The following is a 23795-nucleotide window of genomic DNA, read 5'->3' on the forward strand; positions in this document are numbered from 1 at the left end:
CTCGAACAATCCGCAGGTCGGAACCTACTTGCCGGTAGATCGCCAACCTACTTGCCGGTAGCCAAGCGCTCGCTTGGCCGGTATGAACTTTGCAAAGTTAGCAACCCGGGTTGAAAACCTAGCCAAGATTGGCATTAGCAACAGGTAGACGGCAGTTTTTGTGTATGCCACTCTCGTTAAGTACATACGAAGGGCCTGGCAAGGATGTGAAGCAGTACATCCGTACCGGACCAGCAGATACAAGAGAGTGGAGCCTCGATGTCGACCACCGGCACCCCGAAGACCGCAGCTGAGATCCAGCAGGATTGGGACACCAATCCCCGCTGGAAGGGACTCACCCGTAACTACACGGCCGAGCAGGTCGTCAAGCTCCAGGGCTCCGTCGTCGAGGAGGCCACCCTGGCCCGCCGTGGCTCGGAGATCCTGTGGGACCTCGTGAACAACGAGGACTACATCAACTCCCTCGGTGCCCTCACCGGCAACCAGGCAGTGCAGCAGGTGCGCGCCGGCCTCAAGGCCATCTACCTCTCCGGCTGGCAGGTCGCCGGTGACGCGAACCTCTCGGGTCACACCTACCCGGACCAGAGCCTCTACCCGGCCAACTCGGTGCCGCAGGTCGTCCGTCGCATCAACAACGCGCTGCTGCGCGCCGACGAGATCGCCAAGGTCGAGGGCGACACCTCCGTCGAGAACTGGCTCGCCCCGATCGTCGCGGACGGCGAGGCCGGCTTCGGTGGCGCGCTGAACGTCTACGAGCTGCAGAAGGCCATGATCGCGTCCGGCGTCGCCGGCTCGCACTGGGAGGACCAGCTCGCGTCGGAGAAGAAGTGCGGCCACCTCGGTGGCAAGGTGCTCATCCCGACCCAGCAGCACATCCGCACCCTGACCTCGGCGCGTCTCGCGGCCGACGTCGCGGACGTCCCCACCGTCGTCATCGCGCGTACCGACGCCGAGGCCGCCACCCTGCTCACCTCCGACGTGGACGAGCGTGACCGCCCGTTCCTCGACGGCACCCGCACGGCCGAGGGCTTCTACGGCATCAAGAACGGCATCGAGCCCTGCATCGCTCGCGCCAAGGCCTACGCGCCGTACTCCGACCTCATCTGGATGGAGACCGGCGTGCCGGACCTCGAGGTCGCCAAGAAGTTCTCCGAGGCCGTCCGCAGCGAGTTCCCGGACCAGCTGCTGGCCTACAACTGCTCCCCGTCCTTCAACTGGAAGCAGCACCTGGACGACGCGACCATCGCGAAGTTCCAGAAGGAGCTCGGCGCGATGGGCTTCAAGTTCCAGTTCATCACCCTGGCCGGCTTCCACTCGCTCAACTACGGCATGTTCGACCTGGCCCACGGCTACGCCCGTGAGGGCATGACCGCCTTCGTCGACCTGCAGGAGCGCGAGTTCAAGGCCGCCGAGGAGCGTGGCTTCACCGCCATCAAGCACCAGCGTGAGGTCGGCGCCGGCTACTTCGACAAGATCGCCACCACGGTCGACCCCAACACGTCCACCGCGGCGCTGAAGGGCTCCACCGAAGAGGGCCAGTTCCACTAGGAACCCCCGCTTCACCTGCACCACCCGTCCCACCCACCGCGGGGCCCACAGCCCGGGCCCCGCGGTGCGGACGACTCCACTAGACGATGAGGAGCTGACGTGACCAGCGAAAAGATTCAGCGCGTCGGCGTGATCGGCGCAGGCATCATGGGCGCCGGAATCGCCGAGGTGTGCGCCCGCGCACATGTCGATGTTCTGGTGTTCGAGCAGACCCGCGAGCTCGCGGCTGCCGGCCGCGCCCGCATCCTGCGGTCGCTGGACCGCGGTGTGAGCAGCGGCAAGATCACCGAGCGCGAGCGGGAGCAGGCCGCCTGGCGGCTGCGCTTCACCTCCGATCTCGGCGACTTCGCCGACCGGCAGCTCGTCGTGGAGGCCGTCCTCGAGGACGAGAAGGTCAAGAGCGCGATCTTCGCCGAGCTCGACCAGGTCGTCACCGACCCGAACGCGGTGCTGGCGTCCAACACCTCCTCCATCCCGATCATGAAGCTGGGCATCGCGACCAAGGCGCCCGAGCGCGTGATCGGCATGCACTTCTTCAACCCGGTGCCCGTGCTCCCGCTCGTCGAGCTGGTCACCACCCTCAAGACCAGCGCCGCGGTCTCCGAGCGGGCCGAGCAGTTCGCCAGCGAGGTCCTCGGCAAGCAGGTCGTCCGTTCGGCCGACCGCTCCGGCTTCGTCGTCAACGCGCTGCTCGTGCCGTACCTGCTGTCGGCGATCCGGATGGTCGAGTCCGGTTTCGCGACCAAGGACGACGTGGACCGCGCGATGGTGCTCGGCTGCAACCACCCGATGGGCCCGCTGGCCCTGACGGACCTGGTCGGCCTCGACACCGTCAAGTCGATCGCGGACTCGATGTACGAGGAGTTCAAGGAGCCGCTGTACTCGGCGCCGCCGCTGCTGCTGCGCATGGTCGAGGCCGGTCTCGTCGGCAAGAAGTCCGGCGCGGGCTTCTATGAGTACGGCGAGAACGGTCGGAGCACGAAGAAAGCAAGCTAGCCAGCTTCACCAGTACGCACCTTCGGCGCCCGTGCGCGATTTTCACCCCTGCCGGGGTACCGATCGCGCACGGGCGCGAAGCGCATCGAGGGAGAGGTCGACACGATGTCCAACAGCGCCGCCACCTACGGCTCCAGCGTCCTGGGGTACCCCAGGATCGGGCCCCGACGCGAACTCAAGCGGGCACTCGAGGCGTATTGGCACGGCAAGTCCAGCCAGGCCGAGCTGATCGCCGTCGGCCGGGAGCTCCAGGAGCAGACCTGGAGCGAGCTGGCCGCGACCGGCCTGACGCAGGTTCCCGGCAACACCTTCTCCTACTACGACCACGTGCTGGACAACGCGCTGCTCTTCGGCGCCGTGCCCAGCCGGTTCGCCCCGCTCGAGGGCGAGCTCAACGAACTCGACTTCTACTTCACCATGGCCCGCGGCAGGCCCGACTTCCCGCCGCTGGAGCTGGTGCGGTTCATCGACACCAACTACTACTACCGTCAGCCCGAGCTCGACGAGCGCACAGTGTTCACCCTGCGCGCAGACGCGCTGATGGACGAGTTCGAACGGGCCAAGGCGCGCGGCATCGAACTGCGCCCCGTGCTCCTTGGCCCCGTCTCGCTGTTGCTGCTGTCGAAGGCGAGCGCCGATGCGGCGGACGACTTCTCGGTGCTCGACCTGCTGGATTCGCTGCTGCCGCAGTACGAGGCGCTGTTCGAATTGCTCGCCAAGGCCGGGGCGACCTGCGTCCAGCTCGACGAGCCCGCCTTCACCCAGGACCGCACGCAGGAGGAACTGGCCGCGCTCGGCCGGGCGTACACCACGCTGTCCCACGCGCCGCTGCGCCCGCGGATCCTGGTCACCGGCCCGTACGGGAATCTCGGTGAGGCACTGCCGATCCTGGCCGCCACGAAGATCGAGGCGCTCGGACTCGACCTGGTCTACGGCAAGGTCGCGGCCGACGAACTGGCGAAGATCCCCGGCCTCAAGCGCAAGCGCCTCTACGCGGGCGTCGTGAACGGCCGAAACGTGTGGCGGGCAGACAACCTCGTCACGCTCACCTACCTGTCCTCGCTCAAGGACGTTATCCCGGATCTGGTTGTCTCGACGTCCTGTTCGCTGATGCACGTGCCGTACGACGTGCTGGCCGAGTGGGAACTCGACGGCGACGTCGCGGACCGGCTCGCCTTCGCGAAGCAGAAGGTCGGCGAGGTGGTCTCACTGGCCAAGGCGCTCACCGAGGGCCCGTCGGAGCGCTGGCGCAAGAAGCCGACGAAAGTGCATTTCAAGCAGAAGCACGAAGTGCGCCAACGGGTCTACGCCATCAAGGCCGAAGACCGCATCCGGGCTCCGTACGAGGTCCGTCGGCTGGCTCAGCAGGAGAAGCTGAACCTGCCGAAGGTGCCCGCGACGACTCTCGGCTCGTTCCCGCAGACCGATGCCGTCCGCCAGGCGCGGTACGAGCTGGGTCAGGGACGGCTGGAGTGGGCTGACTACGTCAAGCGCATCCAGGCCGAGATCGAGAGCACCATCCGGCTGCAGGAGGACATCGGCCTCGACGTCTTCGTGCACGGCGAGCACGAGCGCAACGACATGATCCAGTACTTCGCCGAGCTGATGGACGGATTCGCGTCCACGCACAACGGCTGGGTGCAGGCGTACGGGTCGCGTTGCGTGCGTCCGCCGATCCTCTTCGGTGACGTCCGCAGGCGGGGGCCGATGACCGTGGAGTGGATCGGCTACGCGCAGTCGCTGACCGACAAGCCGGTCAAGGGCATGATCACCGGTCCGATCACCATGTTGGCGCGCTCGTTCGTCCGGCAGGACCAGCCGCTGCACGAGACCGCTGATCAGCTGGCGCTGGCGATCCGTGACGAGGTGGCCGACCTTGAGGCCGCGGGCATCTCGATCATCCAGGTCGACGAGCCGGCGATCCGGGAACTGCTGCCGCTGCGGGCGGGCGGGCGCAAGGAGTACCTGGACTGGGCGGTCGACGCGTTCAAGCTGGCTACCGGCGGTGCCAAGCCGGAGACGCAGATCCACACCCACCTGACCTATACGACCCAGAAGTCGGTGGTGGACGCGATCGAGCGGATGGACTGCGATGTGACCGCGATCGTGGCGACCCGTTCGATCACCTGGGTGCTCGACGCCATCAAGGAGCGCAAGCTCACCCACGGCGTGGGACCCGGTGTGTACGAGAGCCGTTCGGCCCGAATCCCGGACATCGATGAGCTCGACGAGCTGCTCACCGAGGCCTCGGAATCGGTGGAGCTGGACCGACTGTGGGCCAATCCCGACGGCGGCCTCAAGACCAGGCACTACTGGCAGCTCGAGCCCTCGCTGCGGAACCTGGTGGCGGCCGCGCGCCGCCTGCGCCGCCGCGCCGAGAAGGCCGCCGCGGCCGAATAGGCGTGGACACGCGGAAGGCCCCGGACCTCACGGTCCGGGGCCTTCGTGCATTCGGGTGATGAAGCGGGCCGGTCAGGAGCCCGAGCTGCCGGCCGAGCCCGAGCCGAAGCCCGGCTTGTCGGGCAGGTTGTTGCCGTCCGAGTCGGGTCGGTGGATCTTGACGGTGACCGGGCCGGTGCCGTCTGCATGGACGGTGACCGTGCGGGCGCCCGTGGGGGAGGTGGTGTGGCCGCCGGTGACCTCGGTGACGTAGCCGGCGGGGTAGTGCCGGTCGGAGACGTAGATCTCGGTCGGCTTGCTCGACGGCCGCGGCGTGTACGTGTACTTGAAGTCGCCGCCGTCCGGGTTGAACTTCAGGGTGCCGGGGGTGCCTGCGGTGGCCTGCGGGTAGGTGCGCACCAGCTGGTCGCCGACCTGTCCGTGGAACGGATCCGCGCCGCCGCCGGGGCCGAAGATCGATGAGTAGTGCCAGTACTGCCAGCCGGTGAAGCGCTCGTCGGCGCGGAACATCGTGGCCGCCAGGGTGTTCGGGTCGACGTCGCCGAACTCGGTCACCAGGGCCGGCCGGTTGGTGCGGGAGGTCAGCGAATCGATGTGGGCCCAGGTCAGCTCGTGCTGGGCAGGGCAGGCCAGCTTGGCCTTCTCGGGCACCCCGCCGTAGATGCTCATCTGGCTGGGGATGCAGTAGTCGTGCACGGAGAGGGCGATGTTCGGGTCGGTGATCGCCGGGGTCTGCGGTGGGCTGCCCAGGTAGCTGGGCATGCCCTGGTTCCAGGTCACGTTGGGTTCCCAGTACACCGGCACCGTCGCGCTCGCGCCTCGGATGTGGTCGGTCAGCTTCTGCATCGCGGCCTGGTAGGTCCGGTCGAAGCCGGGGCAGCCGCCGGGGAAGCAGGTCAGGAACGGTGAGCCGGGCCAGGGTTCGTTCATCAGCTCGATGCCGAGGACGGCGGGTTTCCCCTCCACCCTGGTGGCGAGCGCTGCGAGGGCGGTGCCGAGGTGGTCGAGTACCCCGTTCTTGTTGGTCCAGACCTCGTCCCAGCCGATGTTCATGCTGGGCATCAGGTAGTTCATCGGGAATCCCGGGTTCGGTTCGCCGGGGAAGGGTCTGGCCTTGATGGACCATTCCGGGAAGCCGTTTCCGCCCCAGGCCGGGCTCAGTCCGTCCTGGTGGTTGTCGAGCAGGACGTGGATGCCGCGGGTGCCGAGGACGTCGACCGTGTCGGCGATCCGGTCGAGGTAGGCGGGGTCGATTTGGCCCTGCTCGGGCATCAGGCCGTCGAAGGACACGCCGAGGCGGACGGTGTTGAACCCGTGCCGGGCGAGCAGGTCGGCGTCGGCGGCGGTGAGGGTCAGTCCGTCCCCCGGGGTGAGGTACGGCGGTTCCTTGTCGACGTTGTTGACCCCGTGCAGCAGGACCGTGCGTCCGTACCCGTCGACGAGGGAACGTCCGTCGATGCGGACCTGGCTGATCGGCGTCGACGGGGCTTCGTCGGCGGCGGCCACCGCTGGTGTTGATGCGAACAGCGTTCCGAGCACCGCGATGCTTGTCGCGAGCAATCTGCGCATGTCACTCCTCAGGGATTCACCGACCCAGTTGGACGATTGTCCAACTGGTGAATTCTAGGGGAGCGCCAGGTGTCCACGCGGGTTTTCGGTGATCCGATGGGGCGGGCGGGTGTAACCCGCCCCATCGTGGCCGCGGAAGCGGTCATAGTGCCTATCGGCCGGCTCCGCTGCCGGTCTCGATGAGCAGCGGGATCCTGCCTGCGTAGTCGGTCGGCAGGTAGACCTCGCGGCTCCTCGTCCACACCTGGCCGGACTCCGGGTCATACTGGGTGGGCATCGAAATCCCCAGCGGCGCATAGGCGCGGAAGCCGTTGGCCTCCGCGGTTCGGGTGGCCCGCCACTGGTGGTCTCCGAACGCCACCACGCCGGCGAGGTCGGTCGCCTGTGACGCGCCGCGCAGGGCGGCGACCTTCGCCGCGGCCCCATCGGTCGACAGATACGCGAGCGTGCCGTCGGGGCGAACGTCGGCCGCGATGGCCACGACGTCGTCCATGTCGTACTTGGTGCGCAGGACGTCCGCGATCGGGGTCTGTGCGTAGACCGGGATGTCCCGATCGCCGCGCGCCGCGACGACCGTGTCCGCGAGCGCCTCGTTGACCGGCCCCGGCTCACCCTCGGTTCGTGCGGGATCCGCCCCCGCCGGCATCCTGTTGCCGAAGCTGAAGGCGATGATCAGCGTGAGCTGGTCGGCCGGCAGGGTCGGCACCGCCCACATATCGCCGGAACCAGTGCCGTCCAGTACCTGGGTCGACCCCGGTGACTCCGCGACCGGTGGTGCCTCGTCTGCGAGTGCCACCGTCACCGGTGCGGCGACGAGCGCCAGCAAGAGTGCCCCCACGGTTGCCGACCGCGCGGGCATCCGCCGGCGCAATCGCTGCTGAGTGGTCATCAGTGAACTCTCCTTCTCCTTGTCGGCATATCTGCTGTTCAGCGCTTCGCGGCCGTCGGGCCGCCCCGCTTGGAGGCAAATGCTAAGTGGCCACTAGGTCTTCTGGATGACTTTCGAGAAGACGCGGCATGAACGTCTCCTGTGGCTCGGTCACCGAATAGGCTCGAGCGATCAGTGCCCGACACTCGCAGAAAGATCGTGATGACAGCCGAGGGGCCGGACCGAGATCCAGACGACGAGTCACCCAGGGGTCGGCCTCGCCCGCGCCGCCGATACGCGCCGGGTGAGGACAGGCACGAACGCATCCTGATGGCCGCCGTCCAACACTTCTCCCGCTTCGGGTACGCGAATTCGTCGCTGGCGCGAATAGCGGCCGATGCCGGCGTCAGCGATGCCGGACTGCTCCACCATTTCGGGACGAAGAAGGAACTCTTCCTCGCCGCCATCGCACTGCGGGAAGATCCCTATGCCGACGCCTTCGATGCGACCGGCACGGTGCGGGATCTGTTCCATCAGTTCACCGTTGCGGTTCGCAACAGCATGCGTCGTCCCGAACTGGTGCGCTTCCGTGCCGTTCTCAGCGGGGAGGCGTTGCTCGAATCGAACCCCGCGAGCGAGCGCCTGCGCGGCAACCTGATCGTCTCGCTGCGAATGCTCGTACCCGTCGTCGAGCGGGGGATCGAGGAGGGGGAGATCCGGCCGGACGTCGATGCCCGCCAGGTGATCCTCGAACTGCTGGCCCTGAACGAGGGTCTCCGCGATCAGTGGGCCACCGTCCCCGACGACATCGATCTTCCGCAGGTCTTCGAATCGGCCGCCGACTCGTTGCTGCGGCGGATCACGGTCGATCGGTCTGGGCTCGGCTGAGTCGTGACCGCCAGACCTGCGACGAGGTCGGTCGCGTTGCGCGGAATCGGCTCGGCCTATAGAAACTTACGCATGCTCACAGTTTCCGCCTACGCCGCGACCAGTGCCGACGGACCGCTCGAGAAGGTCGGCATCGAGCGCCGGGACCTGGGTCCGCTCGACGTGCTCATCGAGATCAAGTACTCGGGCATCTGTCACTCCGACATCCACACCGCGCGCAACGAGTGGGGCGGCACCCACTATCCGGTGGTGCCGGGTCACGAGATCGCGGGCGTCGTCGCCGCCGTCGGCTCCGAGGTCACCCTGCACGAGGTCGGGGACCGCGTCGGCGTCGGCTGCTTTGTCGATTCCTGTGGCGCATGCGATGCCTGCGCGTCCGGGGACGAGCAGTACTGCACCAAACGAGTTGTACAGACCTATAACTCGCGTATCGGCGACGGCGAGTACACGATGGGTGGGTACTCCACTCACATCGTGGTCACCGAGGGGTTCGTGCTCAGCATCCCGGACGGTCTCGCGCTGGACGTCGCGGCGCCGCTGCTCTGCGCGGGCATCACGCTGTACTCGCCCCTTCGGCACTGGGGCGCGGGTCCCGGCAAGCAGGTGGCGATCATCGGCATGGGTGGGCTCGGGCACGTCGGGGTGAAGATCGCCGCCGCGCTCGGTGCGGAGGTGACCGTGCTGAGTCAGACGCTGAGCAAGCAGGACGACGGGTTGCGCTTCGGTGCCCACCACTACTACGCGACGAGCGACCCCGCGACCTTCAAGGCGCTGCGGTCGAGGTTCGACCTGATCCTGAACACCGTCTCGGTGAACCTCGACATCGACCTGTACATGTCGACGCTCGCGGTCAACGGGGCGCTGGTGGAGCTCGGCCTGCCCGAGAAGCCGATTCGGGTCAGCGGATTCTCGCTCGCGTCGAACCGGCGCAGCCTGGCCGGGTCGATGGTGGGTGGGATCGCCGAGACGCAGGAGATGCTGGACTTCTGTGCCGAGCACGGGATCGGCGCGGAGATCGAGGTGATCCCCGCGGACCGCATCAACGAGGCCTACGACCGGGTGGTGCGCAGCGATGTGCGCTACCGATTCGTCATCGACGCCGGGACCTTCTGACGCGGTCCGCGTCGCTTCACTCCTGACGCGGTCCGGGTCGGTTCAGTCGGCGCGCTGCTGCGCGGTCCTTCGCACGAGTCGCACGAGATCGCCTGCGGGACCGTCGAGTTGGCGTGGTGGTCGCCAGACTGCCCGGAGGGTCCGGCCGAGCTCGAGGCCGTCGACGTGGATCACCCGAAGCTCGCCGGTCCGCACCTGATCCTTGACCGCGAGCGTGCTGAGGACGGCGGGTCCGACCCCGCCGAGCACGCTCGTCCGGATTGCGGCGGCACTGCCCAGTTCGAGGATCGGCTTCGCGCGTTCGTACTCCTGGAGGGCCAGGTCGAGCGTGGTCCTGGTGCCCGACCCGGGCTCACGGACCAGGAGCGAGGTGGCGGCGAGTTCGGCGATGGTCAGCGGCCGCCGTCGGCGGGTCCACGGGTGGTCGGGCGGAACGACCACCACCAGCTGGTCACGAGCGACGGTGGTGCTGTGCAGTGAGGACGGGACCGAGGGGGATTCGACGAAACCGACATCGCAGGAGCCGTCGGTGACACAGTCGAACACCTGGGCCGAGTTGCGGACCTGCAGATGGACTGTCACATCGGGATTCAAACCCCGGAACCGGCCCAACCATCCCGGCATCAGGTGCTCGGCCACGGTCATGCTGGCGCCGATGGTCAGCTCGGCCGAGCGCTCGGCGCGCATCCCCTCCGCGACATCGAGCAGTTGGCTTGCGTCGGCGAGGACCTGGCGTGCCCAGTGGGCGATGACGGTCCCCTGGGGCGTCAGCGTCGAACCGGTCGGTTTGCGCTGCAGAAGGGGCATCCCGAACTGGCGCTCGAGTTGCTTCATGGATCGGCTGGCGTTCGGCTGCGCGATGCCCGCGATCCGGCTGGCGGCGCTGAGGCTCCCGTGGTCGTCGACGCCGACGAGCAGTTCGAGGACGCCCATCTCGGGCCAACGGCGGGTCATACGCGCATGGTATGCCCAACGGGATCTCCATATCACTGTGATATGAGGTGTTGGTAAATCACCGGCTACCGTACTTAGCTCGGGTAACGGACAGTCGATGCATGAGCAGAAAACTGAGCGGGTCGAATCTCGTTCGCGATCGGGCAGCCGCGGATACGCCTCCCGCGCAGCCGGGCAACGAGCGGACCGATGTCCTTCCCGGCATCGCGCTCAGCGTGGTCGGCACGCTGGTCGCGATGGGGGTGGGGCGGCTCGTGCCCACCGTGAGCCCGATGCTGATCGCGATCGTGGCGGGGGCGCTCGTGGCGAACCTGTTCACGATCGCGCCCAGGTTCCGCCCCGGGCTGGCCTTCTCGTCCAAGCGCCTGCTCCGCGTGGGCATCGCGCTCCTCGGGCTGCAGCTCATGTTCAGCGATATCCTCGGGCTCGGCTGGGGCGTCATCGCGGTTGTCGTGGCGATCGTGTGCCTCGGCATGGCCGGGACGATGTACGCGGGCAAGCTGCTCGGTCTTTCGTGGACCCAGCGGGTCCTGATCGCCTGTGGATTCTCCATCTGCGGTGCGGCGGCGGTCGCGGCCGCGGACGGCGTCATCGACGCCCGCGAGGAGGAGCTGCTCACCGCGGTCGCCCTCGTGGTCATCTTCGGCACCCTGATGATCCCGGCGATCCCGCTCCTGTCGAGCGCCATGGGGCTCAGCGAGGAGGCCGCAGGCATGTGGGCGGGCGGTGCGATCCACGAGGTCGCCCAGGTGGTCGCCGCCGGAGGAGCGATCGGCGGGGCCGCGTTGGCCGTCGCCACCGTAGTCAAGCTCGCCCGGGTGCTGATGCTCGCCCCGGTGATGGCCTACCTGAGCGTGCGCAGTCGGCGCAGGCCCGCCGGTGGCGCCGGTGCCGCGAAGCGCCCGCCGCTCGTGCCGCTGTTCGTGCTGGCCTTCATCGCGTGTGTAGGGCTGCGGTCGACCGGGCTGCTGCCCGGATCCGTCCTTGCCGTGGCGGGGCTGGCGCAGACGGCGCTGCTCACCGCCGCGATGTTCGCCCTCGGCGCCGGGGTGCGCCTTGCGGTCATCCGAGACGTCGGCCCCCGTCCCTTCGTGCTGGCGAGCCTGTCGACCGTCTGGGTTGCGTCGATAGCGCTGGTGGGTGTCCTGCTCGTGAGCTGACGCCAGGAGCACCCCTGGTCGTCGTCCCGATCGGGCGCCATACTCGGTGCATGCCCGGGTGCGTTCGCTGCGGTGGCGGGTGCCCGGGGAGATCCGGGCGCCGCAGGCGAGCGCAGAAGGAGTCGGGGCGATGTCTAGGCAACTCGAGGGTCACCGAGTGGCGATCCTGGCGACAGACGGGGTCGAGCAAGACGAGCTGATCGTGCCGCGGCGCGCGGTCGAGGAGGCGGGCGCCGCGGTCACGCTGATCTCCCTCGAGCCGGGGGAGATCCAGGCATTTCGTGCAGATGTGCAGCAGGCGGACCGCTTCCCGGTCGATCTGGTGGTCTCGCGCGCGAGCGTCGACGACTTCGACGGACTGATCCTGCCCGGCGGCACGATGAACCCGGACCGGCTCCGGGTCGACGACCACGCGGTCGCGTTCGTGCGGCACTTCGTGCACGTCGGCAAGCCGGTCGGCGCGATCGGACACGGTCCGTGGATGTTGCTCGAGGCGGACGTGGTCGGAGGTCGGACGCTGACCAGCTGGCCGAGCCTGCGCACCGACATCATCAACGCGGGCGGCAGCCACGTGAACGAGAAGGTCGTGGTGGATCGCAACCTGATCACCAGCCGCGGACCGGCGGACCTGCACTGGTTCTGCGCCGCGATCGTCGGCAAGTTCACACAGATGCCGCAGCCGGTTGAGCCCCTCTGACGCCTTGTCGAGGCGCGAGAACCGGGCGTAGCGTCGAACACAAAGGTTGATCCTCGAGTCGAGGAGGAGTGAGCATGTTCCAGAATCTGTTCGCCGACATGAGGCTGAATATGTTCTCTGATCAGCTGCGACAGTTCCCGGGGCGGGTGCGTCGGTTCCCCGAGAAGTTGAGTCTGTTCTCCGAATGGATCGGTTATGCCCTAGGGCTCGTTGCCGTCCTCACGTTTGCTCTGAGCGTGGTCGCCGCGGCGTCGGGCTTCACCGGCTGGGCGATCGTGGCGGCCCTGGTCTGCGCGGGTTGCGTGCTGATCGGATCGAGCATCGTGAGCAGCGCCGTTGTCCACGATCGACGGGTGCACCAACACACCCCCCGGTTCCCGCTGCCCGGCGGCGACCGCTGGCCCGTGCGATGACGACGACGCCGGGCGCCGCCGGCCGAGAGGAGTCAGCGATGAGTCTGAACATTTTCGCCGGGTGGGTCGGCTTCGGTGGCGTCCTGCTCACCGCGCTCACCCTGGGGATGTTCCTCGTGGCGGCGGGGTCCGGTCACCCTGGCTGGGCAATCGTCGCCGGGTCTGCGCTGGTTCTCGTGATCACGACGGCCATCGTGGTGGTGGGCGGCACCATCCACCACGACCACAAGCTGGGCCGGGACACCCCGCACTTCCCCTGAGCGCCCATGGGTCGGCGCTCAGGACTCGGCGAGCCGGGCCTTCTGCTCGTCGATGTCGAAATCGGCGGGCGGCCAGTCGAGGTCGAGATTCTCCAGTGCGTCGATGAGCAACTCGGTGACGGCAAGCCTGCTGTACCACTTGCGGTCGCAGGGCACCACGTGCCACGGCGCGTGTTCGGTGGAGGTCCGGTCGAGCATGGCCTGGTAGGCCTTCTGATACTCCGGCCAGAAGCCGCGTTCGGTGATGTCGCCGGGGTTGAACTTCCAGTACTTGTCGGGCCGCTCGAGCCGTTCGGCCAGGCGAGCCTTCTGCTCGTCCAGCGACACGAACATCGCCACCTTGACGATCGTCGTACCGGACTCGACCAGTTCCCGCTCGAACGCGTTGATCTCCTCGTAGCGCGGCTCCCACACCTCCGGCGGCACCAGGTTGTGCACCCGCACCACCAGCACGTCCTCGTAGTGGGACCGGTCGAAGACGCCGAGCTGTCCGTTGCGCGGCAGGGCCTTGCGGATGCGCCACAGGTAGTCGTGGCGCTTTTCCTCGGCGGTCGGGACCCCAAACGAGGCGTGGTCGACACCCTGCGGGTCCACGTGGCCGATCACGTGCCGGAGCATCCCGCCCTTGCCCGCGGTGTCCATACCCTGCAGCACCAGCAGCACGGAGCGGGTGTCGCCGGACCGTCCGTTGGCGTACAGCAGCTCCTGGAGGGCGGACAGGCGTGCGCCGCGCTCCTCGAGCAGTCGCTCGCCCACCGCCTTGTCGCCGACGAAGCCGGGGGTGCCCTTCGTGACGATGTCGGCAACCCGGATGTCCGGCGTCGCCCGCAGCGCCTCGACCGCGGGGATCTCCCAGTTGTCGACTGGTTCCTTCGGAAGCTTGGCCATGTCGTGACTGTAGTCAGGGCGCGGCGGGTTCGGGCGGCTCCGCCTGCGGCGTTTCGGCTCAGCGACGCGATGGTGAGCGCCGTCACGCGAGGTTAACCTGACGATAGGTACAGGAGAGTCGAGGTCGGACATGGCATCGCAGACGAAGCAGCATCGGTCCCGGGTGCTCATCATCGGCGCGGGTTTCTCCGGGATGGGCATGGCGATCCAGCTGCTGAAGGCCGGCCGCCCTGACTTCGTCATTCTCGAGAAGGCCGATGAGGTCGGCGGCACCTGGCGGGAGAACACCTACCCCGGCTGTGCCTGCGACGTGCCCTCGCACATGTATTCGTTCTCTTTCGAGCCGAACCCCGGCTGGTCCGAGCTGTGGTCCGGGCAGGCGGAGATCTTCGACTACCTGCGAGGCCTCGCCGACAAGTACGGGTTGCGTGCCAAGACCCACTTCGGTCGCACCGTCGACGGCGGGTACTGGGACGAGACCGAGAACCGCTGGCACGTCCGCACCGAGGAGGGCGACGAGTACGTCGCGCAGTACCTCGTCGCCGGTGTCGGTGCGCTGCACGTCCCGAACGTCCCCGACCTGCCAGGGATGGGGGCCTTCGGCGGTGTCGCGTTCCACTCCGCCCGCTGGGACCACGACTACGACCTCACCGGCAAGCGGGTGGCGGTGATCGGCACCGGCGCCAGCGCCGTCCAGTTCGTGCCCGAGATCGTCGACGCGGTGGCCGAACTGCAGCTCTATCAGCGCACCCCGGCATGGGTGGTGCCCCGCAAGAACCTCTCGATCGGTACGCGCCTGCGCCGGGTCTTCGACCTGGTGCCGCCGGTAAGGAGGGCATTCCGCGACGGCATCTACTGGGTGTCGGAATCGTTGGCGATCGGTCTCAACGGCCACTCGAATCTGATGCGGCCGCTGGAGACGATCGCGAAGAAGAACATCGCGCGCAGCATCGCCGACCCGGTGCTGCGGCAGAAGCTCACGCCCGAGTACCGGATCGGGTGCAAGCGCATCCTCGGGTCGAGCGACTACTACCCGGCGCTGGCCAAGCCCAACGTGGAGATCATCACCGAGGGCATCGAGAGGGTCACCGAGTCGGGCATCGTGGCCGGGGGCGGCGTCGTTCGCGAGGCGGACGCCATCATCTTCGCGACCGGCTTCCACGTGACCGACGGGTTCGACAGCGTGAACCTCGCGGGCGTCGGCGGCCGGGAACTGGTGCCGTACTGGAACGAGCACGGCATCCAGACGCACCTGGGGATCACCGTGGCGGGCTATCCGAACGCCTTCTTCCTGCTCGGCCCGAACACCGGCCTGGGGCACAACTCGGTGGTGTTCATGATCGAGCAGCAGATCCGATACGTGCTGGCGGCGATGGCGCTCGTCGACGGCAGCGCCGCGGAGGCGATCGCGGTGCGGCCCGAGGTCCAGGATCGATTCAACGAGGACATCCAGGCCAAGCTGTCCAAGGGCGTGTGGACCAACGGTGGCTGCAACAGCTGGTACCTCGATGCCAAGGGCGTCAACCGCACCATCTGGCCCGGGTTCACCTGGCAGTACTGGTTGCGCACCCGCAGGCTCGACCCGTCCGATTTCGAGCTGGTCGGGACCACAGCGGAGACCGCCGTCGAGGTCGCCGAGACCACCGGCTGAGGCCCGGCGGTTGGTAAGATCCTGATCATGGATCGGTCACCGACCGATCCGGGAAATGCGCCCGCCGATGCGGGCGCATTGTCGTGAGTTCCCGAGTCCGCGATGCCGAAGGAGCCAGGCTTGCCGTCGACGCCAAGCGATGCGGTGCCGCTCGTCGCAGTGCTCGAGGAGGGGCCAGCCAGGCGCGGACGGCCACCGCAGCCGGGGTTGTCCGAGACCAGACGCGAGCAGATCGTGTCCTCGGCGATCGAGGAATTCGCCGAGCGTGGCTACGAGGCGACGACCGCAGCGCAGGTGGCCAAGCGCGCAGGGGTTGGCCTCGGCACCGTGTACCGGTACTTCGACAGCAAGCGCGAGATCCTCGATCAGGTGATGGAGCGCTGCCTGCGGGAACTGATCGATGTCGTCGACGCGCCCGCGCTGCTCGAGCCGCCGGAGACACTGGAATCGCTGATCGCCCGGATTCGGGACCTCGCGGACGCGCTGTTCGGACTGGTCGAGGACTCACCGAACGTCCTCAAGCTCCTGATGGTCGAGGCGAGCGCGATCGAGGACGAGCTCGGCAGGCGGGTGATGCGCGGCGAGCAGGTGTTGGCCGGTCTGGTCGCGGAGGTGCTCGAGCACGGGATACTGGGCGGCTGGCTGCGCAAGGATCTCGACCCGAACGCGGTGGGTCATTCGATCATCGCCCTGACCTGGCCCGGTCTCCTGCGCGGGCTGCGCGTCGGCCAATGCGCCGCCGACCGGGCGCGGTACACCGACACGATCGTCGCGCTGGTGTCGTTCGGCCTGTGTCGGCCGGGCACGGACGGGCAGGCGCGGTGACCCTCGGGGTGGGTGCCGACGACCGGGTCGCGGGCGGGCGCAGCGCGGAGCGGCGCCGCGAGCTGGTTCAGGCGGCCGCGCAGGTGTTCGTGGCGGACGGCTACGCGAACTGCGGTGTCGCCGACATCGTGGCCGCGCTCGGCGTCGGCCACGGCACGTTCTACAACTACTTCACCAGCAAGCGTGACGTGCTGGATGCGGTCGTGGACCACGGTTTCGAACTGATACGGGAGCGGATCGTCGACGACGCGCTCGGACGGTCGGCGGACCTCGACGAGTTCTTCGACCGGTACCGGCACATCGTCGATCGCCTGCACGAGCTGGTGCGGCAGGAGCCGGAACTGATCCGCTTCGTGGTGTTCGAGGCGCCGTCGATCGATCCGGTCCTGATCGACCGGCTGCTCGGGGTGTTCGGAGAGTTCGGCGACGTCGCGGCGGAGTTCCTCGCGTCCGGGGTGCGGAGCGGAGATCTGCCCGGCGCCGTTGACCTCGGGGTGGCAGGCGAGGCGATGGGCTCGATCCTGCTCGCCTCCGCGGTGTTCCCGCTGCACGGGCCCGCGACGGCAGAGGATCTGGCGGCGCCGCTCGTCGACTTCCTGCGCTCGGGCATCGGCGGGCCCGTCGCGGCCCGGCCCTGACGCTGTTCGTCGTGCCGGTGGCCGGGTTGTGAAAAGGGGCTGTCCCCGGCCGATGTGGCCGGGGACAGCCCCTTCACGGTGTATCGGTTGTCAGGAGCCGAAGAGCGAGCCGAGGCTGCCGGCGCCGCTGCCGGTTCCGGGGCCACCGGTGCCGTCGCCCGGTCCCACGATCACAGATTCCTGGTCGGAGGACGCGTTGACGGTGCCTGCACCCGAGTACTCGGCGGTGATGGTGCGCTGGCCCGCGGTGGCCGGGGTCCACGCGGCGGTGGCGGTGCCGTCGGCGCCGACCGTGCCGGTGCCGATGACGGTGCCGCCGTCCTTGAAGGTGACGGTGCCGCCGGCGTTGGCGGGGTTGATCTTGGCCGTGAGGGTGGTGGCGGTGCCGACGGCGGCGGCGCCGACCGGGTTGAGGGTGGTGGTCGAGTCGGTGGAGGAGGCGGGTGCCTCGGCCACGTTCACCGATGCGGTAGTGGTGGATCCGACGACGCCGTCACGGCCGGAGAAGGTGGCCGTGAGGGTGTGCGCGCCTGCCGCGGCGGGCACCCACTGGTAGGTGACCTTGCCGTCGGCACCGACCGGCAGCGTGGCGAGGGAGGCCGCGCCGTCACGGAGTTCGACGGTGCCGCCTGCAGCGGCCGGGTTCACGGTGGCGGTGACGGTGGAGGCGCGGCCGACCTGCGCGCCGGTGATCGGTGCGAGCGCGATCGTGGAGGTGGCGTTCTGCTCGGCGACCTGCACGGTGACCGGCGCGGACTGCGAGGCGGTGGCGAATGCGGTGTCGGGGAAGCTGGCGGTGAGGGTGTGGCCGCCGCGGACGGTGGGGGTCCAGGCGAGGGTCGCGGTGCCCGCGCCGTCGAGGGCGGCAGTGCCGATCGGGGCGGTGCCGTCGCGGAATTCGATGGTGTCGCCCGCTGCGCCGCCGGTGACGTTGGCGGTGAGGTTGCTCGGCACGCCGACGCGGGCGCCGGTGACGGCGCCGAGCGTGGTGGTGGTGGCGGTCTTGGCCATGTTGAGCGACGGGCCCTTTTGACCGTAGCCGCCGCTGCCGAGGGATCCGCCGTAGTCCATGCCGGTCGTCAGGGCGACGCCGCGGGGGCAGTTCGGGCCGACCTTGTAGTCGACGCTGTACTCCGGCGAGGCGTGGAAGCCCGGGCGGTTCTGGACCACCCAGGAGGTGACGCCCCATGAGGAACGGACGTAGCCGGTGCCGTTGCCCTCGTCGGCATTGACGTCGTCCGTATTGGTCGGGGAGCCGCCCATCTTCGCGGAGCCGGGCACGTAGGTCAGGCAGGACGGATGCCGGTCCTTGACGTTGTAGATGAACTCGTCGACCCAGCTGGTCCGGTCGAACTTCGTTGTCACGGTGATGGTGTCGCCGACGGCGGGGGAGGTGTTGCTGACCGTCCTGGTGAAACGGGAGCTGCCGTCGTCCCAGGTGATCGACGCCGGGGCCGCACCGGCGACGCCCGCGCCGAGGAAGGCGAGCGCGCCGATGGCCAGAGTCGTTGCCGCGCCTGCGGCGACGCCGCGGGTGATCTCTCGTGATGTCATGGTGATCCTTCGGTAGCCAGTGCGCGACCGTCGCCATCGAGGCCGCAGCGTGGGGGTGGGGGTTTCGTTGCTCGGCGCCGCGGCGGTCGCGGCGCCGAGCACACGGGGACTAGCTGCCGTTGTTGATGACGCGGGTGATGGCGTCGCCGAGCACGTCGCTGACCGAGCCGGTGGAGCTCAGCTGGCCTTCGGCGGAGCCGACGCCTGCGCCGTCTGCGCTGCCGAGAACGGCCTCGCCCGGGTTCTTGGCCCGCACGTTGAAGCACGCGGTGAGGTTCTCGCGCCTCACTCCGACGCCGACGGTGCCGCTGATGTCGATGCCGCCGCTGGTGACCTTCGTGCCTGCCGGGGTGTTGTCGGGGACGCGGTAGGTGAACTCGGCGGTGACCGGGTTGCCGGAGTTGACGAACCATCCGGTGCTGCTCGCGCGCCAGCCGCCGTCGCCTGTCGGTTCGGGGGTGACGTCCTCGGTGACCTGGCCCTGCGCGAAGTGGTAGGCGGTGACCTTCGTCGAGATGGGGGCGCCGAAGCCGGCCGGCGGGTAGTCGCGGATGGTGTTGACGTAGGGGTTACCGATGCTGGTGGTGCCGACGACGATCTTGTAGGTGACGTTGGTGCCTGCGGCGACCTCGGCGGCCGAGACGGACTTGTCGTACGTGTGGGTGATCCACACGGTGCTCCAGTCGTTCTTGGTGTCGTGGCTGGACTGGATGCAGGCCGGGTCGGCTGCGCTCGCGACGCCCGCTCCGGCGCCTGCCATGAGCAGGCCGGCGGGGAGGGCGGTGGCGGCCGCGAGGGCGGCGATGCGGCGGACGGTGTTCGAAGACATGTTCTCCCTAGTTCTCGCTGTTGCGGTCACGACAGGGTGGTGGCCGCGTACTCTGCCCGACGCAGGGCCTGTCCCGGCGTCGCATCTACCGGAGCGCCCGCCCCGGGAGTGCCGGGGCAGGACCTGAAGGCGACCGCCTGCGTGGCGGTCAAAGGGGCCGGTGCACCTCGGGAGCGCACCGGCCCCGAGCCGTCAGCTCAGAGACTGCATGAAGGTCGCGATCGAGATGGTGCTTCCGATTGCGCCGAGCACGGTGAAGAGGGTTCCCATTGTTTTCTCCTTGAACTTGATTTCCTGAAATGCTGCGGCCGCAACCAGGATGCGGTTGCGGCCGCGACAATTTCTACCACGTCTACCGCAGTTGCGGGAGCGGAACCTTAAACGAAATCAGTCGAGGTTTCAATCTGTGTTGCCGGGGGTCCGTTCGGCCTCACGGACACTGAGCGCGATCGCTACTTTCTTGATGAGGGATGGCGTCGCCGACAGGCTCTGTACTTAGCATCGATCCAGCTCAGGGGTGCATCGTTTCCGCTATTGCGGTCAGGGAAATCCGGGCCGGGTTGACCGCCGGTAACCTCGGTACCCTTCAGTAAATAAAGGGTTCGGTCATTGTTCGCTGGCTCGGGTCGGGAATTCATGAAGTGTTCTCCCGGGTCGGTTCACAGATTGGCGAATCTGCTGTTCCGCGTTGCTGGATTCCGGCCCGTGATTTCTATCGGAGTGGGAAATCTGCTCGTTACTGTTGCCGGATACGCACGACGTGATTCAGTGTTGGGTCACCCGATAAACCCCCGCGGTGTTCCCGATCATGCGCCATCCGCCGTCGATCTGGGTCAGGCCGAGATCGGTGACGCCGGCGGTGTCGAGGTCGGGGCGTGCGGTGCCGGGGTACCAGGCCTCGAGGCGTCCGGTGCCGGTGCCGGCGAACCCGGTCGCGGTCACCTCCGTGAGGGCGCCGGGGGCAGCCCGCGGGTAGGCGCGCGAGAGTGGGCGGGCGAAGCCCTCGACCAGACCGAGTTGCTCGCCCGAGGGGCAGTCGATCTTGTTCAGGTTGCCTTGAGGCTTGTGGGTGTTGCCGTCGCGGACCGCATGCGGGTCACCGCAGGCCTGGGTCCAGGACCACCAGGCCCCGCCGATCCGGTGCTTGTTCATCGCGTCGACGAATCGATCGACCTGGTCGGCGTCGGCGTCCGGGGCGCCGAACCAACCCCACTCGCCGGTCCACAGCGGTGCCCGGTATCGCGCGGCACCGTCGAGCGCGAGTCGGAAGCCTTCCTCGATCGAGGGGATCTCGCTGCTCACGTTGATCGATCCGCTGTACAGGTGCGGCGCGAACACCACGAGAGGATCGTTCACATAGTGCGGCGGCGGCAGCGCGTCGACACCGATGGCGGACCAGATCGCGCTCGGCTCGAAGAACACCAGGTGTGCGAACCCACCCTGCTCGGCCTGCCGGATCGCCGCGATCGCGCGCTGGTAGTACCGGCCGATCTGGTCGGCGGCGGTGATGGGGTCCCGCAGGCCGGGGTTGGGCTCGTTGAGCAGGTCGTAGCCGACGACCGCCGGATCGTCCTTGAATTCGGCGGCCAGTCGCGCCCAGGTGTTGACCAGGTGACCCTGGATCCCCTGGGTGTCGTCGTAGAAGTTCTGGAACGAGCGGGCGACGGCGGGGGAGGTCTCGCGGATCCCGCCGAGGGTGCAGGTGCTCCAGCCGTCGGTGATGGTGGCCCATGCGGGGGCGCCGTCCCATCCGATGCCGGGCTTGAGCGGTGCGGGGCAGGCCTCGCCCGGGGGTGTGCCGACCGCCTTGCCCCATGCGTCCTGGTGCATGTCCAGCACGGTGTAGATGCCGTGGTCCTTGGCGTCGTTCACGGCCTCGCGGATCCGGGCCACGTAGGCCATGTCGAATGCACCGGGGGTGGGTTCGAGGGCGGACCATGCCACGGTCAGCCGAACGACGTTGAAGCCGAGTGTCGCCATCCGGGTGAAGTCGGCGCGTTCGAGAGGTGCGGTGGCCGGGATCGCGGGGTCGTTCTCGGCGTAGTCGTTGAGCTGGTTGACGTTCGCCCCGCGCAGCAGGACGGTCCGCCCGGTGACGTCGGTGATGGAGCTGTCGGTGACGGTCAACCGGGGCAGTGTCCAGTCGCTCGTGGGGGTGGCGGCGGCCTGGGCGGGTACCTGCAGCGCCACGGCGGCGGCAACGAGCACCGGTGCAGTCATGATGCGCATCAGGACTCGGCCCCGTGACCAGCTCATTCTCTACCCTTCATCGAGCGACGTTCGGACGTCCAAGGAACCTTAGGGTTGGGGAGAGTCGAACGGAAACACCCGTTCGCTACGGATTCACAAGCTGCGCTTGTCAGTACGGGATGAACGTCGGCATCGTGCGGTCGTCGAAATCCGGTTCGCTCAGCTTCGCGACGAGATCGGGGCGGGCGTCGCGCACCCGTCGAGCGGTGTCGATGAACGAGCACACGAGCGCCGAATCGTTGTCGCGGTGGCGTGCCACCGCGACCTCGTTGCGGGCGGCGTCGAGGATCGGTACCAGCGCCACCCCGGGAAAGGGAACCCAGCGGGCCGCGGCGGCCGTCACCACGATTCCGACCCCGGCCGCCACCTTCTGATATTCCTCGAGCAACGTGGTCGAGCGGGAGACGGGCGGAGCGGGTGTGCCATTTCGATGCGCATCGAGTTCCCAGAATGCGTTCCACACCGGGTCGGTGCAGGCCGCCCCGAGCATGGGCTCGGAGAGGAGCTCGCTCGCGCGAACCGCGGGGCGATCGGCCAGTGGATGGTCGGTGCGGAGCCCCACCATGAGCGGCTCGTTGAACAGGGGGACGAAGTCGATGCCGTCCGTGGAGATCGGGCGCCGCACGAACGCCACATCCACCGACCGGTCGGCGAGGCCGGCCGAGGGGTCGTCGTAGTTGAACTGACGCAGTTCCACCGTGACGCCGGGATGGCGGGTGCGGAAGGCCGAGAGGATCGGCTCGGTCAGGATCAGCGCCGCGCCCTCGAGAAAGCCCAACACCAGGCGTGCACGCTCGCTGCGCTGCAGCGAGCGTGCACGCTCGGCCGCGGCGTCCATGGCCGCCAGCACCGCGCTCGCATCCTCGAGGAACGCGGCGCCTGCCGCGGTCAAGGTCACGCTGCGGGTGGTCCGCGTCAGCAGGATCACGTCCAGGTCCTGCTCCAGTTGCTTGATCTGCGCGCTCAGCGCCTGCTGCGCGATGTGCAGACGCTGGGAGGCGCGGGTGAAATTCAGCTCCTCTGCGACGGCGACGAAGTACCTCAGCTGGCGGGTCTGCAGCTCCATGGCGCAAGAGTGTAGGTCGGCCGGGCCGCGGAACAGGCGGGAACGGTCAGAGCAGGCCTTCGGTGTCCTCCATCGCGGCGAACGGCCTGCCCGACCGGCCCTCGATCATGTGGCTGCCCCAGAGGTCGATCGAGGACACCGTCGCGATGCCCGAGCCCTCGGGGGTCTCGATCTCCAGCTCCGCGCCGGGCCCGACCGTCGCGCCGTCGCGCATCGACTCCGCGAGCCGGCGGACCCGGCCCTGCCAGAGGTAGCGACCGCTGATCGGCTCGAAATGGCCGACCAGCTGGACGTCGAGCGCGAGGGTGGGGTGCGAACCGACCGTGATCAGCGCCCTTCCGGAGTAGCCGTCCGGTTCGTCGTGGTCCTCGCCGGTCTCGGCGCTGAAGTCGCTCACCCCGCAAGAATACCTGTTACCTCAGGTAACACAAGACCGTCAGAGGCCCTCGGCGGCGTCCCCGCGGAGCAGCGGATGCGGATTGGCGTTGAAACGCGCGGGAGAGCCTGCGACCTCCGCGATCCCGGTGATCCCGCCCCACGTCATCATCGTCAGGTAGTCGATCAGGTTCTCCGCGGTCATCGACTTGTTGGAGATCCACCAGTGGGTGGCGAGCTGTACGGCGCCGACGATCCCGTAGGCCCACGGCAGCGACCCGCCGGAATCCATCTCCATCAGGCGCAACCGTTCGCCGAGGACGGCGGAGAGCAGCTCGGCGATCATCCGCTCCGATTCGGCGACGACGTCGCGGTTGCCGCCCGCGCTGTTCGCCATCACGTAGAGGTAGACCTCTGGGTCTTCGGCGACGGTCTCGACGTACGCGGTGATCGCCATCCGCGCCAGCTCGTACTCGTCCATGTCGCTGCCGATCGCGGCGTACATCCGCGGCGCGAGCACCGTCTCGACATAGCGCATCATGGTGGCGCTGGTCAGGTCGTTCTTGTCGTTGAAGTACCGGTACAGGACGGTCTTGGAGACGCCGATCTCGGATGCGATCTCGTCCATGCCGATGTCGCGCCCGCGCACCCGGATAGCCGCGATGGTGCCGTCGACCAGTTCCTCGCGGCGCGCGATCTTGTGTTCGCGCCACCGCCGCTTGCGGCCGTCCGGCTTCTCGGGCTTGGCCGCCTCCTCGGATCTCTCGGGCTTGGTCGCAGTCTCGGTCTGTTCGGGGTCCTGTGCTGTTGGCACTGAGTTCTTGGGCACTGGGTTCGCCACATCCGTTCGGTT

Annotated in this window: 22 protein-coding genes; 12 read left to right on the forward strand and 10 right to left on the reverse strand. The window is 68.2% G+C overall.

Annotated elements, in window-relative coordinates:
• Positions 1–258: 258 nt before the first annotated feature.
• The 3 genes from aceA (at position 259) to metE (ending at position 4944) form a co-directional block, all read left to right on the forward strand.
• Positions 259–1548, forward strand: coding sequence for an isocitrate lyase (gene aceA / locus C8K38_RS03105; protein WP_097210198.1), 1290 nt, complete (start codon positions 259–261; stop codon positions 1546–1548).
• Positions 1549–1647: 99 nt separating this feature from the next.
• A complete protein-coding gene (locus C8K38_RS03110; RefSeq protein WP_077040593.1) occupies positions 1648–2544 on the forward strand; it encodes a 3-hydroxybutyryl-CoA dehydrogenase in 897 nt (298 codons plus the stop codon).
• Positions 2545–2649: 105 nt separating this feature from the next.
• Positions 2650–4944, forward strand: a complete 2295-nt coding sequence (metE, locus tag C8K38_RS03115) for a 5-methyltetrahydropteroyltriglutamate--homocysteine S-methyltransferase (protein ID WP_097210199.1) — start codon at positions 2650–2652, stop codon at positions 4942–4944.
• A 72-nt stretch (positions 4945–5016) separates the two neighbouring features.
• Here metE and C8K38_RS03120 read toward each other — a convergent pair whose 3' ends face one another.
• Both C8K38_RS03120 and C8K38_RS03125 read right to left on the reverse strand, forming a co-directional pair.
• The gene (locus C8K38_RS03120) at positions 5017–6513 is read right to left on the reverse strand and encodes an endoglycoceramidase I (protein WP_097210200.1); all 1497 of its coding nucleotides are present in this window, start codon (positions 6511–6513) and stop codon (positions 5017–5019) included.
• A gap of 151 nt (positions 6514–6664) precedes the next feature.
• On the reverse strand, positions 6665–7402 hold the full coding sequence (locus C8K38_RS03125) for a hypothetical protein (protein WP_143548377.1): 738 nt from the start codon (positions 7400–7402) through the stop codon (positions 6665–6667).
• A gap of 309 nt (positions 7403–7711) precedes the next feature.
• Between C8K38_RS03125 and C8K38_RS03130 the strand changes: the two genes are divergently transcribed.
• Both C8K38_RS03130 and C8K38_RS03135 read left to right on the forward strand, forming a co-directional pair.
• The gene (locus C8K38_RS03130; protein ID WP_209928559.1) at positions 7712–8269 is read left to right on the forward strand and encodes a TetR/AcrR family transcriptional regulator; all 558 of its coding nucleotides are present in this window, start codon (positions 7712–7714) and stop codon (positions 8267–8269) included.
• Between the two features lie 72 nt (positions 8270–8341).
• The gene (locus C8K38_RS03135; RefSeq protein ID WP_097210203.1) at positions 8342–9382 is read left to right on the forward strand and encodes an NAD(P)-dependent alcohol dehydrogenase; all 1041 of its coding nucleotides are present in this window, start codon (positions 8342–8344) and stop codon (positions 9380–9382) included.
• 42 nt (positions 9383–9424) lie between these two features.
• On the opposite strand, the gene C8K38_RS03140 is transcribed toward C8K38_RS03135, so the two are convergent.
• Positions 9425–10336, reverse strand: a complete 912-nt coding sequence (locus C8K38_RS03140) for a LysR family transcriptional regulator (RefSeq protein WP_097210204.1) — start codon at positions 10334–10336, stop codon at positions 9425–9427.
• A 101-nt stretch (positions 10337–10437) separates the two neighbouring features.
• Here C8K38_RS03140 and C8K38_RS03145 point away from each other — a divergent pair, with 101 nt between their 5' ends.
• The 4 genes from C8K38_RS03145 to C8K38_RS03160 all read left to right on the forward strand — a co-directional run bounded on the left by C8K38_RS03145 (position 10438) and on the right by C8K38_RS03160 (position 12866).
• Positions 10438–11496, forward strand: coding sequence for a YeiH family protein (locus C8K38_RS03145; protein ID WP_097210205.1), 1059 nt, complete (start codon positions 10438–10440; stop codon positions 11494–11496).
• A gap of 130 nt (positions 11497–11626) precedes the next feature.
• Positions 11627–12193 (forward strand): type 1 glutamine amidotransferase domain-containing protein, encoded by a 567-nt coding sequence (locus C8K38_RS03150; protein ID WP_097210345.1) that lies wholly within the window; start codon positions 11627–11629, stop codon positions 12191–12193.
• A 74-nt stretch (positions 12194–12267) separates the two neighbouring features.
• A complete protein-coding gene (locus tag C8K38_RS03155) occupies positions 12268–12606 on the forward strand; it encodes a hypothetical protein (RefSeq protein WP_257017032.1) in 339 nt (112 codons plus the stop codon).
• Between the two features lie 38 nt (positions 12607–12644).
• Entirely contained in the window at positions 12645–12866 is a 222-nt protein-coding gene (locus C8K38_RS03160) for a hypothetical protein (RefSeq protein ID WP_097210206.1), read from the forward strand.
• 18 nt (positions 12867–12884) lie between these two features.
• Here the strand turns inward: C8K38_RS03160 and C8K38_RS03165 are convergent, their stop codons facing one another.
• Positions 12885–13754, reverse strand: coding sequence for a polyphosphate kinase 2 family protein (locus C8K38_RS03165; protein ID WP_097210207.1), 870 nt, complete (start codon positions 13752–13754; stop codon positions 12885–12887).
• Positions 13755–13884: 130 nt separating this feature from the next.
• Here C8K38_RS03165 and C8K38_RS03170 point away from each other — a divergent pair, with 130 nt between their 5' ends.
• The 3 genes from C8K38_RS03170 to C8K38_RS03180 all read left to right on the forward strand — a co-directional run bounded on the left by C8K38_RS03170 (position 13885) and on the right by C8K38_RS03180 (position 16868).
• Entirely contained in the window at positions 13885–15405 is a 1521-nt protein-coding gene (locus tag C8K38_RS03170; RefSeq protein WP_097210208.1) for a flavin-containing monooxygenase, read from the forward strand.
• Positions 15406–15525: 120 nt separating this feature from the next.
• Entirely contained in the window at positions 15526–16230 is a 705-nt protein-coding gene (locus tag C8K38_RS03175; protein WP_179800438.1) for a TetR/AcrR family transcriptional regulator, read from the forward strand.
• Complete coding sequence (locus C8K38_RS03180) at positions 16197–16868, forward strand: TetR/AcrR family transcriptional regulator (protein WP_179800439.1); 672 nt, start codon at positions 16197–16199, stop codon at positions 16866–16868. The genes C8K38_RS03175 and C8K38_RS03180 overlap by 34 nt, the downstream gene beginning before the upstream one ends.
• A gap of 90 nt (positions 16869–16958) precedes the next feature.
• Here the strand turns inward: C8K38_RS03180 and C8K38_RS03185 are convergent, their stop codons facing one another.
• The 6 genes from C8K38_RS03185 to C8K38_RS03210 form a co-directional block, all read right to left on the reverse strand.
• Entirely contained in the window at positions 16959–18422 is a 1464-nt protein-coding gene (locus tag C8K38_RS03185) for an Ig-like domain-containing protein (RefSeq protein WP_097210211.1), read from the reverse strand.
• 109 nt (positions 18423–18531) lie between these two features.
• Entirely contained in the window at positions 18532–19251 is a 720-nt protein-coding gene (locus C8K38_RS03190) for a hypothetical protein (protein ID WP_097210212.1), read from the reverse strand.
• Positions 19252–20016: 765 nt separating this feature from the next.
• On the reverse strand, positions 20017–21480 hold the full coding sequence (locus C8K38_RS03195; RefSeq protein ID WP_373560224.1) for a glycoside hydrolase family 5 protein: 1464 nt from the start codon (positions 21478–21480) through the stop codon (positions 20017–20019).
• 130 nt (positions 21481–21610) lie between these two features.
• On the reverse strand, positions 21611–22567 hold the full coding sequence (locus tag C8K38_RS03200) for a LysR family transcriptional regulator (RefSeq protein ID WP_097210213.1): 957 nt from the start codon (positions 22565–22567) through the stop codon (positions 21611–21613).
• Positions 22568–22613: 46 nt separating this feature from the next.
• Positions 22614–22964, reverse strand: a complete 351-nt coding sequence (locus C8K38_RS03205; protein ID WP_097210214.1) for a DUF4873 domain-containing protein — start codon at positions 22962–22964, stop codon at positions 22614–22616.
• Between the two features lie 39 nt (positions 22965–23003).
• Positions 23004–23771, reverse strand: a complete 768-nt coding sequence (locus C8K38_RS03210) for a TetR/AcrR family transcriptional regulator (protein WP_097210215.1) — start codon at positions 23769–23771, stop codon at positions 23004–23006.
• Positions 23772–23795 lie beyond the last annotated feature (24 nt).

Source organism: Rhodococcus sp. OK611 (genome assembly GCF_003050885.1).
GTDB classification, from domain to species: domain Bacteria; phylum Actinomycetota; class Actinomycetes; order Mycobacteriales; family Mycobacteriaceae; genus Rhodococcus_G; species Rhodococcus_G oryzae.